At 23.5% G+C, this 17797-nt stretch carries 16 protein-coding genes; 8 read left to right on the top strand and 8 right to left on the bottom strand.

Annotation, left to right across the window (positions count from 1 at the left end; translation table 11 throughout):
• Window positions 1-20 precede the first annotated feature (20 nt).
• Entirely contained in the window at window positions 21-1265 is a 1245-nt protein-coding gene (locus tag KYD98_RS11700) for a GHKL domain-containing protein (protein WP_219780222.1), read from the bottom strand.
• A gap of 415 nt (window positions 1266-1680) precedes the next feature.
• On the opposite strand from KYD98_RS11700, the gene KYD98_RS11695 reads away from it, so the two are divergent.
• The 7 genes from KYD98_RS11695 (at window position 1681) to KYD98_RS11665 (ending at window position 5388) form a co-directional block, all read left to right on the top strand.
• Window positions 1681-2325: an accessory gene regulator B family protein gene (locus KYD98_RS11695; RefSeq protein ID WP_308462456.1), complete on the top strand. Its 645-nt coding sequence runs from the start codon at window positions 1681-1683 to the stop codon at window positions 2323-2325.
• Window positions 2285-2401 (top strand): cyclic lactone autoinducer peptide, encoded by a 117-nt coding sequence (locus KYD98_RS11690; protein WP_219780220.1) that lies wholly within the window; start codon window positions 2285-2287, stop codon window positions 2399-2401. The genes KYD98_RS11695 and KYD98_RS11690 overlap by 41 nt, the downstream gene beginning before the upstream one ends.
• A gap of 725 nt (window positions 2402-3126) precedes the next feature.
• A complete protein-coding gene (locus KYD98_RS11685; RefSeq protein WP_219780219.1) occupies window positions 3127-3276 on the top strand; it encodes a hypothetical protein in 150 nt (49 codons plus the stop codon).
• Complete coding sequence (locus KYD98_RS11680; protein ID WP_219780218.1) at window positions 3273-3710, top strand: hypothetical protein; 438 nt, start codon at window positions 3273-3275, stop codon at window positions 3708-3710. The genes KYD98_RS11685 and KYD98_RS11680 overlap by 4 nt, the downstream gene beginning before the upstream one ends.
• A gap of 351 nt (window positions 3711-4061) precedes the next feature.
• The gene (locus KYD98_RS11675) at window positions 4062-4229 is read left to right on the top strand and encodes a hypothetical protein (RefSeq protein ID WP_219780217.1); all 168 of its coding nucleotides are present in this window, start codon (window positions 4062-4064) and stop codon (window positions 4227-4229) included.
• 37 nt (window positions 4230-4266) lie between these two features.
• Window positions 4267-4506 carry a hypothetical protein gene (locus KYD98_RS11670; RefSeq protein ID WP_219780216.1) on the top strand — a complete coding sequence of 80 codons (240 nt, stop codon included), beginning with the start codon at window positions 4267-4269 and terminating at the stop codon, window positions 4504-4506.
• Window positions 4507-4554: 48 nt separating this feature from the next.
• Complete coding sequence (locus tag KYD98_RS11665; protein ID WP_219780215.1) at window positions 4555-5388, top strand: CPBP family intramembrane glutamic endopeptidase; 834 nt, start codon at window positions 4555-4557, stop codon at window positions 5386-5388.
• 150 nt (window positions 5389-5538) lie between these two features.
• Here KYD98_RS11665 and KYD98_RS11660 read toward each other — a convergent pair whose 3' ends face one another.
• The 6 genes from KYD98_RS11660 to KYD98_RS11635 form a co-directional block, all read right to left on the bottom strand.
• Window positions 5539-6777: a GHKL domain-containing protein gene (locus KYD98_RS11660; protein ID WP_219780214.1), complete on the bottom strand. Its 1239-nt coding sequence runs from the start codon at window positions 6775-6777 to the stop codon at window positions 5539-5541.
• Entirely contained in the window at window positions 6771-7514 is a 744-nt protein-coding gene (locus KYD98_RS11655) for a LytR/AlgR family response regulator transcription factor (protein WP_219780213.1), read from the bottom strand. Before KYD98_RS11655 ends, KYD98_RS11660 begins: the two co-directional genes overlap by 7 nt.
• A 547-nt stretch (window positions 7515-8061) precedes the next feature.
• Window positions 8062-9132: a glycerophosphodiester phosphodiesterase gene (gene glpQ, locus KYD98_RS11650; protein WP_219780212.1), complete on the bottom strand. Its 1071-nt coding sequence runs from the start codon at window positions 9130-9132 to the stop codon at window positions 8062-8064.
• Between the two features lie 710 nt (window positions 9133-9842).
• Complete coding sequence (locus KYD98_RS11645; RefSeq protein WP_219780211.1) at window positions 9843-10511, bottom strand: fructose-6-phosphate aldolase; 669 nt, start codon at window positions 10509-10511, stop codon at window positions 9843-9845.
• A gap of 12 nt (window positions 10512-10523) precedes the next feature.
• Entirely contained in the window at window positions 10524-12929 is a 2406-nt protein-coding gene (locus KYD98_RS11640) for a glycyl radical protein (RefSeq protein ID WP_219780210.1), read from the bottom strand.
• A 5-nt stretch (window positions 12930-12934) separates the two neighbouring features.
• On the bottom strand, window positions 12935-13837 hold the full coding sequence (locus KYD98_RS11635; protein ID WP_219780209.1) for a glycyl-radical enzyme activating protein: 903 nt from the start codon (window positions 13835-13837) through the stop codon (window positions 12935-12937).
• Window positions 13838-14363: 526 nt separating this feature from the next.
• Between KYD98_RS11635 and KYD98_RS11630 the strand changes: the two genes are divergently transcribed.
• Window positions 14364-15128, top strand: coding sequence for a DeoR/GlpR family DNA-binding transcription regulator (locus KYD98_RS11630; protein WP_219780208.1), 765 nt, complete (start codon window positions 14364-14366; stop codon window positions 15126-15128).
• Window positions 15129-15499: 371 nt separating this feature from the next.
• Here the strand turns inward: KYD98_RS11630 and KYD98_RS11625 are convergent, their stop codons facing one another.
• Entirely contained in the window at window positions 15500-17776 is a 2277-nt protein-coding gene (locus KYD98_RS11625) for a phospholipase D-like domain-containing protein (protein ID WP_258049786.1), read from the bottom strand.
• Window positions 17777-17797: the final 21 nt, after the last annotated feature.

Below are 17797 nucleotides of genomic sequence, written 5' to 3'. Positions count from 1 at the left end.
TTGGGATTATTTAACTTAAATTAAATATTATCAAAATAAATATCAAAGATAATTTCATCATCTTCTACCCTTATTTTAATATACCCTTTATGCAAATTAACTATCTCTTGTACGTTATACAATCCATAGCCCCTTGTATCATTACTTTTAGTTGAATATCCCTTTTTAAATATTTTATTTAGATTAATATCTTCTGAATTAACTACTTGATTTTTAATAACTATATGTGATTTATTTATTTCAGAAAAAATCTTAATATCTATATTTTTTTCATTACATTCATTCTTTAAAACTTCATCAAAAGCATTATTTAATAAGTTGCTTAATAGATTAGAAGTTTCTTGGTAATTCAATATATCATCAAGAACATAATTTTCTATCTCATAGTGAAAATTAATATGATACTTTTTCGCTTTACATACACTTCTATATATTATAGATTTAATAACCACATTTTCTATGTATATAAGCTCATTTATATTATTATCATATGTATCTTCATCTTTTACATAATTGGTAATTGCTTGTTTTATTTCTTTTTCATCTAAAACTTCCACTATACCTCTTATTGTATTTTTATAATTAGCAAAATCATGTTGCCTTCTTTTTATTTCTTCGACTATCTCATCAATAATATTATTATATTCACTTGAAAGCTTTAACTTCTCTTTTTCCTTTATTACTTTAGTAAGATATAGGTATATTAATATTTGCGAAATAAATAATATACCTACTATAATTATCGTCATATAAGTATTATTTAAAATTATTCTGCTATCATATTCACAAATAAACTTAAAGACTATAACATATACACAAAATATTGAAATTAAATATATTAAAATATTATTCTCTATATTATCAAAACTAATCTTATTCCTTAAGAACTTTGTCTTTGAAAATATAATTATTATAATCAATATTAATGATTCAACAATCATTCCCTGAGTCGTATAAGCATTTATAAATCTACCAATAATTAAAGAAAACATTAATTGTAAAATTATATCTACAAATAGTACTAAAAGAAATACTAGTACAGTATTTTTCAAGCCTTCTTTATATATAACTACAAGCAATGTAATAATAGCTATATATGATATAAGAAAAGTTAAATTAAAATGCTCATTTACTGTAAGTATAATAGAAGAACTAATTATACTAAAAAATAATTTATATAAGTTATTATTATTTTTAGTTAGGCATGTCCATAAATAAATCACACTAATTGAATCTATACTATTTATTACTAAACTCTCTAACATACTATCACTTTTCCTTTGTTAAATTCATATGTAAAAATTAACATTTAATAAAAAATGCTTATTTCCATATACTCTACACTATTATCAATACATAATCTTAAACATCACACTCCAATCTATTCTAAATAAGCCCAACCATATCACTACACTATTATTATCGTACTCAAAGTAAATTTTTTAATATTTTTTAAAAATATATTAATTATATTTAAAAAAGCTTCAATGAAATTATACTTTTGTCGATTTTTATACTTTTCTATTTTAGAAGCATTAGATTAACAGATTTTTTACCCTTAAATTATATATTTTTAATAATATTATTCATTATGTTAATTTTTTAAATATAAAAATCAGAATAATATGTTAATATTAGATAATATTATATTTATTTGATAAATTTACATAATGAGTTATAATGTTATATATATTTTTTTCTTATAATACAAGTGAGGTTAAAATGTTAAAAACATTATCAAATTTAATATCTGAATACCTAGCTAAAAATAACACTGCTTTAACCAAAAATGATTTACTAAAAATACAATATTCGCTTCAAGTAATCTTAGGTGATTTAAGTAAATTTTTAATTTTATTCTTAATATTTTTAAGTTTAAATGAATTATCTATTTTTTTATTTTCATTTATTATTTTAATTTCAATAAGATTTTTCTTTGGTGGCATTCACTGTAAAACTTTTAGTTCATGTTTAATATGTAGTGTAATTTATTTTTTAAGCATATTATTTTTTAGTAACTTGCCAATTAAATTGCATACTAATTTTTATTTATTATTTCTTATCTTTTCAATTATTACTACTTTAATTTTTGCTCCATGTAATAATGGAAAAAGACCTATAAAAAATAAAAGGCTGTTAAAAATATTATCTTTAATATCGCTTACTTTTTGGAGTATTTTATTTTTTAGATTATCTAATACAAAAATATGTAATTGCATATTTTTAAGCATATTTTTACAAATACTTCAAGTAATTATACTTAACATAAAAGGAGGAATTTCAAATGCAAAGATCTGCAAGAGTTTTTTCAACAGTATTAATTAGATTATTTGATTTAATATCTAATACATCTTGTTTAGGATTATTTGGTGAACCTGATTATCCAGAAGAATTAAAATAAATTATCTAGAAAAGTAATACTCAACTAAATAAAGTTTATTAAAGTTTTTTATTTTATTTAGTTGTAAGATTATTCAAATATGGGGCTGTATTAGATTTATTGCTATATGAAGAAAATTCCTTTTTCATATAGCTTGTTAATATATATCTTCTTATTAAGTTATTACGTTTATAAATAATTTAAGATTTATATTAGTTTTCATTATTATAATTACTGAATCTATGGTATTACTTAAAATTTTTTAATGCACCCTAAAAATATCAATTTCACTTTATATATTTTGAGCATTTCTATAACATGCTATTTAATTGATTGTGTTTAAATAAAAAACTATTATAACTATAATTTAGAAAATAATCTATTATTATAAACTAATACTAGTTTGGGAGATATTTACATGAATATTGTAATAAAACTCATTATATTTTTATCAATTCTATATTATTACAAAACTGATAGAAATATAAAATTACTACTTTTATCAATTTTCTTTTTTATAGATTTTTGTAGAATACTATTTTTAGATAAAATACTAAATTCTAATTTAATGTCTTATCTAACTTTAATACAATTATTTATACTTATAATTGCAATTATGCTATATTTAATATCCATTATTACATATAAAAAGAATTAATTTGAAATCTAGATTACACATATTTAGTATACATTATTCATTAATTAAGAATAGTTGATGATTACATATATAATTGGAGGTGATATATATGCCTAAAATAATAATTTCAAGAACCTCTCAAAGAATTAATCGCATGAGAGAATACGATATTTATATGGATGAAGAAAAAATAAGTTCAATTAATGATAGTGAAAAAAAATATTTGAAGTTTCATAAGGTTATCACCAAATCTATATGAAAATTGATTGGTGTAAAAGTAAAAAATTAAATTTAAATTTAACTAAAGAGCAAGAAGTAAGTTTAGTATGTGGAAGTACAATAAGTGGACTAAAACAGTTGTTTGTCTTATTCTATTTATTTTTTCCTTCAAAATGGATATATTTAGATTATCTATCAGATGATAAAGTTATTTTTGAAAATAACAATACCCTAACTTGGAATAATATTAAAGACATTGGGATAAAAAAGTTTATCTTAAAATATGGAATTGTTAGATGGGGAATTCCTACAGGTATTTTATATTCTATATTAATGTTACTTGTTGATTCTAATATACATTCAATAAAAAGTTTTATAATTAGTACAGTAATTAATATATTAATATTCTCCTTATTAGGTGGATCATTATTTGGAATTGTAATATGGAAATTTTTAAAAAATAAAAATACTTAGTAACTATTCAGCATAACAGATTCTTTAATAGTATATATTTTAATTAAATACTATGAAATTTATAACATATTTTATTATAAATTCAATACTATAATCATAAAGATTACATTTTGGGGAATAAAACATATTTTTCTATTGTTAATACACTCAATTAGGCCTTTTAAGTTCTTAATTTATATCTTTTAAGTATAAATTATTAACTTTTTCTCTTTTTTATGTAAATATTGTATATGAACTTAGATATCTGAATTTAATTTTAATTATTATATAATATAAAACTTATTTAAATATTCTATCGCGAAAGAATATAAAACAAAAAATTTTGTAATATTATAGAAATGAGGAATAACTATGAATGCTTTAAATAAATCATTAACAGAACTTTCTTTAGATGAAATTTCAGAAATAAATGGTGGTAGTAAAAAAGATACGGATTTTGGATATAAAGTCGGACGTGATATTAGCAGAGCAGCAAATTACGTTTGGAGACATACCATTGGCTGTACTCCAGCTTATTAAACATCTATTTAAAATTTATAATTAGGAGTGATTGAAAATGTTAACTTTAAATGAAAATGAACTTTTAAAAATAGAAGGTGGTAAAAAAAAGAGTCTTATCGGTATTGATGACCTTTATGATGGTGCTAAACATATTTATAAAGATTTGAGGGATCACGGTTATGATAATGCAAAAGATTTTGCTAAAGGTTTTTATAAAGGCATAACTAGTATAATAATTTTCATTATAACATTTTTCATAATATTAAAAATTCCATTAAGTAAAACACAAAACTGATTATATATAAATAATAAATAAATTTTCTATACAAGGAGTACATTTATAATGACTAAGACTAAAACTTATCCTACTATTTTAGATAGTATAAGACTTTTAATTATCATGCTCGCGTTATTTGGTTTTTCATATGCCATTATTCAGTTTATTGATAATTTATATAATACAGATTTTATTAACACCCCTTATGCTGAAATATTTATGATTATTTTAAGTGAAGGTTTTATTATTTTTTATGCTACAAAAAAAAGTAAACTTTTATATAAGGATATTTTTTCATTTAAAAAAATCTCTCCTGTAGTTCTAATTTCAATAGCTATTTTTTCAACTGGAATGAATATTATATTATCAGAATTTGATAATATAATCCAATCAATTTGTTCTAATTGTAATCATGGTCACAATACTTTAGAGAGTGGATTTACTAACCAGAATATGTTTATAGCCGCTATAATAATTCCTGTTATCATCGCTCCCATTTTAGAAGAATTAATTTTTAGGGGTATAATACTAAATGGGTATTTAAAAAACTACAGTAAACTTACTTCTATTATCATATCATCTTTATTTTTCTCACTTATGCACTTTGAAATAGGTCAATCATTTCAAGCATTTTGGAGTAGTTTATTTTTTGCTTGGATTTATATTAAAACTAATTCTCTTTTTTCAAATATATTTGCTCATTTCTTATCTAATTCTTTACATCGCATACTTACATATATATTTAATATCAATATAACAGGTTTTAATTTAAATACTGATTTAGTAGTTCATCAACCTTTATGCTTTGATCTATTAGGTATTTTTTTAATTCTTTTAGGTTCTCTTCTTTTTGTAAAACTATTTGGTAAAAATAATAATCCAAACTTTAATCAAATATAAAAAAACACCTATAGAAAGACACTTTTTTCTAAGTATCTACTCTATAGGTATCATTTTACAGTACATTAAATAATATAATTTTTTCTTTATTTTTTTCTTACGTTATGTTTTAAAACAGTGTTGATATTCTAGTATAAGGGCGAACTGGCATTAAAAATTATTAAAACAAATATCAAAGATAATCTCGTCAGATTCTATGTTTATTTTTATGTGTCCCTTATGTGAATTAACTATTTCTTGCACATTATATAATCCATAACCTCTTTTATCATGATCCTTAGTTGAATATCCCTTTTTAAATATTTTACTTATATCAATGTTATTAGGGTTAGTAACTTGATTTTTAATAATCAAATGTGATTCATTCATTACAGTGAAAATCTTAATTTCTATATTTTTTTTATTACACCCATTTTGTATAACTTCATCAAAAGCATTATTTAATAAATTACTTAATAAATTAGAAATTTCATGATAATTTAAAATATCATCTAAAACATTATTTTGGATTTCATATTTTAAATTAATATTGTATTGTTTAGCTCTACATATATTTCTGTATATTATAGACTTAATAATAAAATTATCAATATATATAAGATTATTTATATTATTATCTGATACATCTTCACCTTTTATATATTTAATAATTGCAGGTTTTATTTCTTTTTCATCTAAAACTTCTACTATACCTTTTATTGTATTTTTGTAATTAACAAAATCATGTTGCCTTCTTTTTATTTCTTCTACTATTTCATTAATAACAACATTATATTCATTTGAAAGCTTTAATTTTTCTTTTTCTTTTACTAATTTAATAAGATAACTATATATCAATATTTGAGAAATAACTAATACACTCATTATTAAAAAAATTACTAATAAATTATTTAAAATTATTCTATTATCATAATCCCAAATAAATTTAAAGACTATAGAATATATACTAAATATTGATATTAAATAAATTACTATACCATTATCTACAGGTTTAAAATTAATATTTAATAAATTTAACTTAGATAATATAACTATTCCTACTAAGATTATAAACTCAACAATAATTGCCACAATTGAATAATTATAGATGAATTGATTAACTACTAAAGCAAATATTGATTGTAAAATTATATCTATAAGAATTATCAAAAAGAATTTTAATATTATTTCTTTTATATTTTCTTTATACATAAGTTTAATTATTATAATATTTATTGCATATATAAAAATAAAGTTGCATCCTAATTGTTCAGTAATTGTAACTGCAATAGAAATAAGTAATATTGTTAATAATAGTTTAAATATATTGTTATTTTTTTTAATAAGGCTTGTATATAAATACAATATATTAATCGTATCTAGACCATTTATAATAAAACTAGTTAACATAATATCACTTTACCTTTTTTGAATTGATCTATAACATTCTTTTTAAATTTATACCCTAAAAATGCTTGTTCAGAAGTTCCATTAAAATATATAATACTTAACTTACTATCTACCTTCTCTATTTTAGATATGTAATCTACATTTATAGCAAAAGCTCTATGACTTTGCAGTATATTCTCAGAATCAATTAATTCCATTATTTTTTTTAAACTTGTCTTAGTAACTGTATATGTACCTGTTGGAGTATGTATATCACAATTTTTTCCTTTCACTTCAATAAAAACAATCTCTTTTATCTTTATTCCAATATATATTCCACATTTTAATGTTACAACAATTTCTTTATTATCTTCTAAAGTTTTTTTATTTTCATTAAGTATAATCTTATTCAGCATAGCATATACATCATCTTTATCATATGGTTTTAGTATATAATCATAACAATGTACTTGTTTAAATGCTTGAGTTATATATTCAATATGAGTCGTTAAAAAAATTATTTGATTAAATTCATATTTAGGAATATTTCTAATCTTTTTTGCAAGATCCAACCCTGAAGATTCTTTTAAACTAATATCTATTATAAACATATTAATTTCATTATTTTCTATTATTTCTAAAGCACCACTTTCACTATCCGCTTCATAAACTTTTACAAAATCATATGTAGAAGTTAACATTTTTTTTAAAATAGTCCTTTGCATAAAATCATCTTCTACTAAAATAATTGAGTACAAAAAATCCCTCCAATCCAAATTTTAATCATTTATTACTTTTATTAAATTTAATTATTAAAACTTTTTATATAAATTTAATAACCCTAAATGAGATTTTCGTCCCGTTTTACTGTTTTGCTATTAAAAAAAATCGCCAAGACGACTGTGGTGCCACGATTTTTTTTAGCCATGCATCCTTTCCAAACGTAGTACTGGAATAATGGTACGGCATATGATTATTTTGTAATAAAGATATTAAAATCACTTTAAAATCTTTCTTTGTCTATGATACAACATTATGAAATATTATACAATTTTCATACTTAAACAAATTTTTTAGTTAAATTATTATAATTAAACTAAAATACTACCATCTTATATTATCGTACCAATATTAAATTTTTTTAGTAAAAATTCTTAGTAAAATAATAAAAGTAACTCTTACCTTGAAATTTAAGTAAGAGCTACTTTATATTTTTAATAAATTTTATTTATTAGCTGTGCTTATATTATAATGTAAAAATTAACTGGCATTAGTTTTACTTAAAACATAGCTTATTTATTGTTATTATTTTTTTAATAGGCCTTCATTCTTTGCTTGTACTCCTATATCAGCAAAATCTGAGAATAGTCCATCTACATTAACATCAAATAATAATTTTCTAATAAATTCGTCTGCATTTTTAGCATACTTAGGTAGATCATCTTTACGTACTGTGTATGGATGTATCTCAAGATTGTTATCATGTGCATCTTTTACAAAGTTTGGATTACAAACTAACTCACTCTTTTTTTGTTCTCCATTTTCATCTAATATTTGGTCTATAGATGGTCCTACACCATCAGCATATTTTGATATTCCTTTTAATCCTTTAGCTGAAAGTAAATATGGAACATCATCACCTTTATTATCATCCCAATCTGAATGACCTATTAATTGAACTAATTTACATTTAGGCTTTAAGGTTTCCTTAAAATTCTTTAAATAAGTTGGATCAAAACATTGAATATAACACTTTGCATCTTTTTGGTTATACCCATATTTATCAAGCATTTTTAAAGTTATCTCACCTATATCAAACCCATTTTCTTTATAAAATTTAGGAAACTTTAATTCTGGATATATTCCTACATCACGTCCTGTACTTTTATTAAGACCTTGAATTAATTGAATTTCTTCCTCTAAAGTTGGTACTTCAAAATGAGAATTATCTAAAATGAATCTATCTTTGAAAACAGGATTTCCTGTTGCAAGGTCTATACGTTCATGTACACTAAGTTTTTTAATTTCAGCTAATGTAAAATCTACTATATAATATCTTCCATCTAAACGTTTTCTTTCTGGATAAAGCTTGGCTACATTAGTTGTAGTATCTAAATGAGTATCATGCATTACTACTGGAATACCATCTTTAGTAATATTAACATCTGCTTCTATATAATCTACTCCCATTGCATATGCCATAGAATATGCTTCTAACGTATGTTCAGGTAAATATCCTGATGCCCCTCTATGAGCAATTATTTGTTTTTGTGTCTCAGTAGCATATACTTTTGTTGGTCTTACTAAAGCAAACTGCGTAATTGTAAGTGCTGATAGTACTAAAGCAATGGTTTTTGCATGCATTTTTGTTTTCATAATAAACTCCCCTTTTTTCAATCATATTTTTTAATACGAAAATAATTTTTAAAAAGTAAATACTTAAATTTTTAATTATATATTATCTCTTATACATACAAATATATTATCTCTTATATAAATTTCAAATTATAATTTTCTTTTTAAACGTTTTCTTAAATATTTTATGTAATTATTGTAATATTTAAACATCAAATATTCAAGCAAATTTTTACAAATTGTTTTCTATTTCAATCTAAAAATTATACAAAACATATTTTTTTATATCAAAAAATATAAATTTTTTAGTTTTTTATTTATAATAATTTATTTTAGTTTTAATTTCATTAAGAAAAATATTAAATTTATTTTTCTTAATGAATATTTTTCCAAGTAGTACTATAGAAATATCAAATTTTTACGCTACCCCTTTTTTAGGCATCTAAAGAAAATATTATAAGTAAATTATCTGTCTATATTTTTATAACTTATATTTTAATATAAGTCATACATTAATTTAAATTTTGATAATTTACTAAAAATAAAAATACACCAATTCTTAGTATTAGATTTGTTTATAAAACAATTATACTAAAAATTGGTGTAGTTATTTATAAGTAAATTTTTTATTTAAATGATCTTAATTAAAATATATATTAAATTAATACTATGTTTTAAGTGAATATTGATATTTTATAGTATAAGCCTGAAATGGTATTTTAAAATATAGCCTAAATTAAAGATTTTCTATTAAAAGCTTTCTCCCAGTCTTCTATAAATTTATCAACACTCCAATCAGTCATTGGATGTTCTATTAATTTATCAAAAATATCTTTTCCAACTGTAACAGAATGTCCACCTAATTTGCTTATTTCATGTACTTGCTGAACATTTTTAAAAGAAGCAGCTAAAACTTTAGTAGATAAATTATATTCTCTTATCATATTTATTAAATATCCAACAACACATACACCGTTACCACTTAAATTATCAATTCTATTTACATAAGGAGCTATATAATCTGCCCCTGCAACTGATGCCATTAATCCTTGTTGAGCTGTAAATATAGCTGTAGCAGTTATATTAAAACCCTTTGACTTAAGAATTTTTATAGCTTTAATCCCATCCTTTGTAACTGGAATCTTAATATATAAGTTTCCTCCTATATTTTCTTTTAAATACTCTGCATCTTTGATCATACCTTCAGTAGAGATAGAGATAACTTGTGCATGTATCATTGTTTCTTCCCCAACAACAGTACGAATTTCTTTTAATAAACTTATTGGGTCTTTATTTTCCTTAGAAAGAATGCTTGGATTTGTTGTTACTCCACTAAGTGGATAATATTCCATAGCATCTTTAATTTCTTCAACGTTTGCTGTATCTATCATATATATCATAATTAATTCCTCCTAAAATACTTCTTCTGTTCTTGATATTATATCCTCTTGAGTAGTTGAGTCTAAAGTTACAAATTGAGCACAATAACCAGCTACTCTAACAATTACATCTCTATATTTTTCAGGGTCATTTTGAGCTTCTCTTAAAGTTTTAGTATCTATTACATTAAATTGTATATGCCATCCTTTCATTGCAACAAAAGCTTTTATAAGATCAATAAACTTTATAAATTGCTCTCCTCCAACTAATAAATTAGGTGAAAATTTCATATTTAATAATTGTCCACCAGTGATTAATATAGTAGGTAACTTAGTTATAGATTTTAAAACAGAAGTTGGTCCTTCTATATCTGATCCTTGCATTGGTGATGCCCCTTCTGCTGCTGGAGTCCATGCAAGTCTTCCATCTGGAGTAGCACCTGTTACACATCCCATTGGTACATTAGAAGAAATTCCTGATGTTGAAAGTCCATAGATTCCACCAATAGGTCCTCTACCATATCTTGTTGTTTTATATTTTGATATTTCATTTATATAAGTTTGATAAACCTCTTTTGCCATATTATCAACACAATCTATGTCATTTCCATACTTAGGTGAAGAAGATAATATTTTTTTAACTTTAATTCCTTCTAAACCTTCAAAATTATTTTTTAATGCACTCATTACTTCTTCTTTAGAAAGTATATTTTTATCAAAAACAATATCTTTTAAAGCTGATAATGAATTGGTTGCATTTGCTAAGCCAACTTGAAGACCTGCAACTATATCATATATACTTCCACCTTCTTTAATAGACTTTCCTCTACCTATACAATCATCTACTAATGATGAACAGAATATATCTGGAAATTTTTCAAGGTTTGTATCTGCAATTTTATCTAATGCAACAGTTAATTTTGTGTAGTAAGCTATGTTCTTTTCCCATGCTGTCCATAATTCTTCAAAATTATTAAAATTTAATAAATCTCCATTTCCAGTAAGTAATGTTTCCCCTGTTCTTTCATCATATCCATCATTTAAAGTTAACTCTACTACTTTTATCATGTTTAAAAAGCTCATACCAGTACATCTATAGCCCCATTTCCCAGGAACTGCAACTTCTACACACCCTACCATTGTATAATTATATGCATCGTTATAATTAACACCTTTATTTAATAATGCTTGTACTATTATTTCATCAGTATGAAGTGCTGGCATTCCAAATCCTGTTTTTATAACATTTGCACATTCTCTTATAAATCTTTCACTACTATTAGAAAAAAGTCTTGCTGAAAGGTTTGGTTGAGTTAATTTCATTTCTCCAACAGATTGCAATATTAAATAACTTAAATCATTTGTACAATCTTCTCCAAATTCATTACATCCTCCAATTGTTACATTTTGATAAGTTGGATATCCTGCTCCATACCCTGCATGAGATGTTGGACGAATCTTTAATATAGAAAATAATTTTATCCATAAGCAATGTAATAATTCTTTAGCAAAATCTTCTGTTAAAGTTCCATTTTCTATTCCTTCTTTATAATAAGGATATAAATATTGATCAACACGACCTAATGATGCTGAGTGACCATTACTTTCTATTTGTATTACTAAATGTACAAACCAAATCATTTGAACTGCTTCATAAAAGTTTTTTGGAGCTTCTCTTGGTATTCTTAAGCATATATCTGATATTAATAATAATTCATTTTTTCTATTTATATCTTTTTCTTCAAGTGCTAATTTTTTAGCAAGTTCACTATATCTTAATCCAAAGTTTATGATAGCTTTATTTATGATTATTACTGATTCTAAAAAAGCTTTCTTTTTAAATCCATCATTTTCACTTATATCAATTTTTTCTAAAGCTTTTTCTGCTTCTTTTATTATTCCATAAAGACCTAATTTCAAAGCTTTTTCAAAGTCTGGAACTATATGACCATCTCCTGAAGTCATATTTCCTTCTCCATGTATTACCTTAACATTAATCGCTTTTTTTATTTCTTCTGGCATTATTCCATAGCATTTATCTCTTAATGTTTTGCCTTTCCAGTATTGAACTATTTCTAAAAGTTCATCTATATTTTTTTCATCTATATAGAAATTATCTCCTTCTCTTTTATTAAAATTACCACATTCTTTTAATTCGTCTTCTATCCATTGAACAGCATATTCAGGAAATATTGGTGCTGTTCTTTCATCAGAACTTTGATTACCAACTATAAGTTCACCATCTTTAATATAAATACTCATATTTTCTAGGGTTTTTTCTACGGCCTTAGCTCTCTTTATATATATTGGTTTATCTTCATTTTCCTTATAAGCTTCAGTAAAATATCTAGCTCTTTCAATACAAACAGAAGGAGTTTTATTAAGTACACTCTCTCTTAATTTTTTTATTCTTTCACTTTTAATTGTATAATCTCTCATTTTTACTAACCCCCTATAACACATTTAATATTATTTTTTTCAATAATTTCTTTTAAGCTTTCTGTTTTATCTTTATTAGGCGTTTTCATATCCTCAAGATCATAATTTCTATTTAATTGATTATATTTTTCTTTACCTAATGAGTGATAAGGTAATAAATGAATTTCTCTTATTCCATTCCTTAAAGCTATATCAATAACTTTTTTTATATTTTCTTCATTATCATTAAAAGCTGGTATTAAAGGAATTCTTATAATTATATTGTTATGAACTTTACTTAATCTTTCTAAATTTTTAATTATTAAAGAATTATCCACACCTATGAATTTTTTATGAAGTTCATTATTAGTATTTTTAATATCAAACATAACTAAATCGCAAAATTTTGATAAATTTAAAAGAGTTTCAGTATCTCCAAATCCACTTGTTTCAATTGCTGTATTAATATAATTTTCTCTGCATTTTTTAAGTAAATCTAATGCAAATCTTCCACTGCTTAATACTTCCCCACCTGATAATGTAACTCCACCTCCAGATTTAGAATAAAAAATTTCATCTTTAATAACTTCTTTAAATACTTCATCTGTAGTCATTTCTTTTGCAACCATATTCAAAGCATCTGTAGGACAAATCTCTGTACATTTACCACAACTAATACATTTATCTCTATCAATTTTTATTAGATTATCTTCAAATGAAAGTGCATTTTTATCACAATTTTTTATACAACTTCCACAACTAATACATTTTTTCTTGTTATAATATAATTCATTTTTTTTACTTTGAGTTTCAGGATTACTACACCATATGCATTTTAGTGGGCATCCTTTAAAGAAAACTACTGTTCTAATCCCAGGTCCATCATGGGTAGCATATTTTTCAATATTACAAATAAGTGCTTTTTCCATAATTCATATTTAGTGAGATATATACTCTTATGAACAAATTCTCACTAAACTTCACCTCCTTCTAGTAGTATTATTTTTTATTATTTAATTTTGTTTATTATTATTTATTATTGTTTGATTTTATTTTAACCCTCGTTTTTATATTTGTCAATAATTTTAATATCATTTAGTATTATTCATTATCATTTTAGGTTATAATAATAATTAATTATTATGTTATTATAATTATGAATTAAATTATAAAGCTATGATTTAAATAAATATTGATATTATAGTGTAAACAAAATTCTAATCACCCGATAAAGTTTATATTTAATTGATGGTTAGAATTAGTTATTTATGGACATGTAACTGCTATAAAATTACAGATACTAGTTATCAGATAAAATTTAGATTTTCATTTTTACTTAAAAATTCTAAGAAGAAAATTCCAACACCATTTTTGCTCTTATACTAATATCAATACTATTTTAAAATATAGCTAATTATTAAAATCAATTGTTTTATTTTAGGAAGGAAGTAAAGAATGTTTCAAGAAGAAAGATTACAAGAAATAATAGATATAGTTAATAAAGAAGGAAAAGTTTTTGTTAAAAATCTTAGTGAAAAATTTGGTGTGTCTGATGGAATGATACGTAAAGATCTTCAAAGATTAGAAAGTCTGGGGAAGCTAACAAGAACTTATGGTGGTGCTATAGCAAATAATGAAATTAAAAAAACTTTAAATATTGATACTAGAATGCATAAAAATATTGAAAATAAACACATAATTGCAAAAAAAGCATTTAATATAATAAAAGATTCTGATACATTATTTTTGGATATCTCTAGTGTAAATTTTTTGTTGGCAGAATTAATTGCAAATAGTGATAAAAAAATAACCTTAATAACAAATATGTCATCTATACCTGAATTATTTAAAAATAATTCTAGCTGTAAATTAATTGTCATTGGTGGAATTTACAATAAAGAATTAGGTGGAACAGTTGGTGCAGAAACTATTAATACATTAAAAAAATATAGATTTGATAAAGCCTTTATTGGAAGTTCAGGCATAAATTTAGAAAATGGGGATGTTTATAATTTTGATTTAGAAGAAGGTAATACAAAACAAGAAATAATTAATTCAAGTAATAATTCATACATATTAATAGAAAATGAAAAATTCTATTCTCATGGTATATATACTTTTTCAAATTTAAATGATATTAATGGAATAGTTACAGATAAAATTCCAGATAGAAATGTAATGAAAATATTAGAAAGCTTTAATGTTGAATTATATAACTAAATTTTAAGCTCTAATTTTCAGGTACAATTTAATATATTTGAATATGGGTTACTAGTATCACTTACCTTTTCTAAAGAGATGATACATATAATTAACAATATTTTAATGTTAGTCATATAAAAGAAAGTACCTTGTCCAAAATACCCTAATTATTTTTAGTAACACTTTTAACATTTTTAGTGTATGTACGTTTCAGTAATCAGATCATATATTAGGACTATCCCTTATCGTGTTACTTATAAATAAAATTTCAAAAAAAGTAGCCCCATTATCGTAAATGGAAGCTACTTTTTTCTAGTAATACCAGTTGCCTAAATAACTTAAATTCTATATTATAGGGTGTTTAAAACATATTACCAGTAGTTTTACCCCTATTTTTTATTAAAACTTTCTTCTATATTGTCCTCAGAATCAACAGGATTTACAATATGTTGTCTATTTTCACCTGATTCATAAACTAAACCATTTGATGTTTTAACAACATATTTGTATTCAAAATTCATTCCTGATGGAAGAATTATACTATTTGTTGATTTCCAATTTGGCCAACTATCACCACTTAATTCAAGTGCATTATTTATATCCCAATTTCCTAATTCCGGAATATTTCCTACTACATATACCTTTTCACCAAAGCTTGTATTATTATTAAACATAGAAAAACTTAATTTAGTTTGTGGAAATTCTTCTGCATTAAATTTAGGATCATAATGACTTCTTAAATTAACAAATTCACCAAAATATTTTTTTGCAACGTCTTTATCCCTTATAACAATAAGATCATCATCTGAAACAACTGTAGCTGAAAACCAATTTGCAGAACCTGTAAGTACAGTTTTTCTATCTATTACAGCAAATTTATGATGCATAGTAGAATATTTATTCCCATGATAATTCGTATGAACTTTAACCACATCTATTCCATTTTCTGAAAGCCATTCATCTGTTAAATCATTTGGAGTTGTTGTTCCATAATATTCTCCTTCATCAGCAATATTACTTTCTAAAACTAATCTAACTTTTACTCCTCTTTTTTGCGCTCTTACTAATGCATCAAGCATGTCTTTTTCTACACCATTATGATTAAAATTCAAATGACGTAATGTAAACATTGATATGACTACTTCATCCTTTGCATTTTCAATTTCATCATAAATAGCTTTAGGAATATTATGATACTGAGAATAATATACATTTATTTTACTTGATGAACTATTCTTATATGTAATCTCTCCTAAACCTGCAACACTTTGAAAAATTTGCTCATAAACAGAAGCTAACTCTTTAGAAGTGAAAAATGATACATTTTCACAATTTTGTTCAGCAGCTCCATACTCCCAATTATAAGAACCAGTTGATACCACATCGCCATCATATATTGCAATTTTAGTATGATTTGAAGCTGCAAATCCTTCTCTACATACTCCTAAAACCTCAATTCCTGCTTGTTGCATCTTTTTGTATTCAGTTTCCCAAGTTTTTGATGTATACATATGACTAGAATCACTTAATATTAAAACTTCTACACCTTTATTATGAGCTTCTATTAGTTTATCAACAATTCTATAATCATTTATATCATAATAAGAAGCGTGAATATAATGATATCCATCAGGATCTTTTTGCTTATTTTTTATTACTTTTTCAATTTCTTTAATAACTCTACATTCTGGATTACCATAAGGTGCAAAATATACATCTGTCTTTGGTATTGAATCTTTAAATTTATGAGACATAGTTTTTGCTAAAGATGTATCCACAACTTTATTAGGAGTTATATAATCATTATCTTTTGCAACTTTAGGTATTCCTATATTGCTTTTTAAATTTGTTTTATCTAAATCTTTTAAAGTTGCAATAAGATACTTATTTTTTGATGGACATAATTCTCTTTTTCCATCATCATTTATATCATTTAAAATATTGTATGTAATATATACATTTTTTATTTCACCATTCCAACTAGGATTAGTATCAATATTTATTCTATCAGTTCCCCACTTTTCTTTCCCATTCTCTATATTCCCCTTATATTTCAAGTAATATAAATAATGTTCAATAGCTCCATTTTCTCTTTCTATATGCATATTAAGAGTCATTTTTTTGTGATATTCATAGTTATTTACCCCTAAATCTACATAAGCTCTAATTATATCTTTATTTTTATTATCCTTGTCAAACCAAAAACCATAATCTATAGGCGTTGCAAAATCTTCTTTTTTGACTTCTATATTTTCATTGTCTTCTTCTATATCTTCAATATTTTCTTTAGAATCTTCAGTTATGTCTATAGCCTTATCTGCATCTTTTTCAACTTTTTCAGTTGTAACAATACTCTTTTCTTTATTTTCTGTTTCAATTTTATCTAATTTATTATCCTTGTTTAAATCATTATTCTCACTATTTAAATCATTGTCTTTAATTATATTATCCGTATTTTGATTATCTAATTTATCACCTTTAATTTTATCTTCTACAGTTTTTTCGTTTGCTTCAGATTCATTTGATATATCAGTTATATCTATAACATTTTCTTGATTCATTTCTGTTTTATCAATTGTGCTTGCAAATGTTGCTCCATTTAAATTAACAACTGTTATAAAAATTACTGTTAAAACTAAAGCTTTGATTTGTTTAAATTTACTCAATTTAAATTCCTCCTATGAAGT

The organism is Clostridium weizhouense (genome assembly GCF_019431045.1).
Taxonomy (GTDB): Bacteria; Bacillota; Clostridia; order Clostridiales; family Clostridiaceae; genus Clostridium; species Clostridium weizhouense.
Note: the sequence above shows the minus strand (reverse complement) of the source record. Positions and strands in the feature narration are given on the sequence as shown.

What these genes read in the sequence shown, in the direction of transcription:
- KYD98_RS11700 (WP_219780222.1), bottom strand. Translation starts at nt 1,265, where the DNA reads ATGTTAGAGAGTTTAGTAATAAATAGTATAGATTCAATTAGTGTGATT.
- KYD98_RS11695 (WP_308462456.1), top strand. Translation starts at nt 1,681, where the DNA reads ATGTTATATATATTTTTTTCTTATAATACAAGTGAGGTTAAAATGTTA.
- KYD98_RS11690 (WP_219780220.1), top strand. Translation starts at nt 2,285, where the DNA reads ATGCAAAGATCTGCAAGAGTTTTTTCAACAGTATTAATTAGATTATTT.
- KYD98_RS11685 (WP_219780219.1), top strand. Translation starts at nt 3,127, where the DNA reads ATGCCTAAAATAATAATTTCAAGAACCTCTCAAAGAATTAATCGCATG.
- KYD98_RS11680 (WP_219780218.1), top strand. Translation starts at nt 3,273, where the DNA reads ATGAAAATTGATTGGTGTAAAAGTAAAAAATTAAATTTAAATTTAACT.
- KYD98_RS11675 (WP_219780217.1), top strand. Translation starts at nt 4,062, where the DNA reads ATGAATGCTTTAAATAAATCATTAACAGAACTTTCTTTAGATGAAATT.
- KYD98_RS11670 (WP_219780216.1), top strand. Translation starts at nt 4,267, where the DNA reads ATGTTAACTTTAAATGAAAATGAACTTTTAAAAATAGAAGGTGGTAAA.
- KYD98_RS11665 (WP_219780215.1), top strand. Translation starts at nt 4,555, where the DNA reads ATGACTAAGACTAAAACTTATCCTACTATTTTAGATAGTATAAGACTT.
- KYD98_RS11660 (WP_219780214.1), bottom strand. Translation starts at nt 6,777, where the DNA reads ATGTTAACTAGTTTTATTATAAATGGTCTAGATACGATTAATATATTG.
- glpQ (WP_219780212.1), bottom strand. Translation starts at nt 9,132, where the DNA reads ATGAAAACAAAAATGCATGCAAAAACCATTGCTTTAGTACTATCAGCA.
- KYD98_RS11645 (WP_219780211.1), bottom strand. Translation starts at nt 10,511, where the DNA reads ATGATATATATGATAGATACAGCAAACGTTGAAGAAATTAAAGATGCT.
- KYD98_RS11640 (WP_219780210.1), bottom strand. Translation starts at nt 12,929, where the DNA reads ATGAGAGATTATACAATTAAAAGTGAAAGAATAAAAAAATTAAGAGAG.
- KYD98_RS11635 (WP_219780209.1), bottom strand. Translation starts at nt 13,837, where the DNA reads ATGGAAAAAGCACTTATTTGTAATATTGAAAAATATGCTACCCATGAT.
- KYD98_RS11630 (WP_219780208.1), top strand. Translation starts at nt 14,364, where the DNA reads ATGTTTCAAGAAGAAAGATTACAAGAAATAATAGATATAGTTAATAAA.